Origin of the sequence: Zoogloea sp. (assembly GCF_023150065.1) — a bacterium.
Lineage (GTDB): Bacteria > Pseudomonadota > Gammaproteobacteria > Burkholderiales > Rhodocyclaceae > Zoogloea.
Genome location: NZ_JAKLLN010000070.1, coordinates 1 through 1,359 on the forward strand (window position 1 = coordinate 1; position 1,359 = coordinate 1,359).

1 protein-coding gene is annotated in these 1,359 nt (G+C 69.3%); it reads right to left on the reverse strand.

Going from position 1 to position 1,359, the window contains the following annotated elements; all coding sequences use genetic code 11:
• The coding region (locus L6Q67_RS23425; RefSeq protein WP_296575886.1) for an SdrD B-like domain-containing protein at window positions 1-1,359 on the reverse strand (1,359 nt) is incomplete at both ends.

A 1,359-nucleotide genomic window follows, 5' to 3' on the forward strand; every position in this document is an offset into this window, starting at 1 on the left:
GTTGTCGTTGTCTTCGCGCACGGTGCCGCTGATGGCGCCCGGCAGACGTTCGTCAACAAAGTCGTTGCCGCTGTTGGTGGCGCCCGGGGTGACGGTGACGGCGATGCTGTTCAGGTCGCCGCCGTCCTTGTCGGAGACGTCGGTGTAGCCCGGCTTGTTGGTCTCTTGCACCACGTAGTTGCCCGGGGGCACGCCGTTGAAGCTGTAGTTGCCGCTGGCGTCGGTGGTGGTGGTGGAGATGACGGTGCCGCTGACCGGGTCCTTGAGCACCACGGTGACGCCGGCCAGCGGGGTGTCGCCGACGTTGTCGTTGTTGGTGTCTTCGAGCACGGTGCCGGTGATGGCGCCGGGGCTGGCGATGATGCCGGCGTCCCAGCTGCGGTCGGACTCGCCGGAGTCGAGCACGGTCTGCGCGGTAGTGCCGTCGGTCACGCTGGCGTCGGAGTCGCTCGCGTCGCTGCCCGTGTTGGCGGTGGTGAAGCTGTAGCCCGCCGGCAGGGTGGTCTTGTCGAACTGGACGCTGTAGGTGCCGGGGCGCAGGCCGGTGAAGAGGTAGTTGCCGCTCGCGTCGGTCGTGAGCGGGCTGCCCACGGCGTTGCCGCTGGCGTCGAGCAGGGTGACCTTGACGCCGGCCACGCCGGCTTCGCCCGCGTCTTGCTGGCCGTTGCCGTTGGTGTCGAGCCACACGCGGTCGCCCAGCTGGGCGGCGCGGTAGAGGCCGGCGTCGACGGTCGGGTCGTTCTCGCCGGAGGAGAGGACGATCGGGCCGGTCTGGCCTGCGGCGTTGATGTCGCTGTCGGTGGCGTCGTTGCCCTGGTTCGGGGTGGTGACGAGGTAGCCGGCCGGCGCCACGATGGCGACCGAGTAGGTGCCCGGGGTGACGGTGAAGCTGTAGTTGCCGTTGGCGTCGGTGGTGGTGGTGGCCACCGGGGTGCCGTTCTCGTCCTTGAGCTCGACGGTGACGCCGGCGATGCCGGCTTCACCGGCGTCCTGCACGCCGTTGGCGTTGGTGTCTTCCCACACGCGGTCGCCGAGGGTGGCCGGGCGCTCGTCAACGAAGTCGTTGCCGGTGCTCGACTGGCCCTGGGTGAGGGTCACGCTGATCACGTTGGGGTTGCCGCCATCCACGTCGCTGACGTCGGTGTAGCCCGGCTTGTTGGTCTCTTCGACGGTGTAGCTGCCGGCCGGGACGTTGTTGAAGACGTAGTTGCCGCTCCCGTCGGTGGTGGTGGTGGCGACCGGGTTGCCCTGGGCGTCCTTCAGCACGACGGTGGCGCCGGCGATCGGGGTGTCACCCAGGTCGTCGTTGTCCAGGTCTTCGCGGACGGTGCCGCTGATGACGCCCGGCTGGCGCTCGTC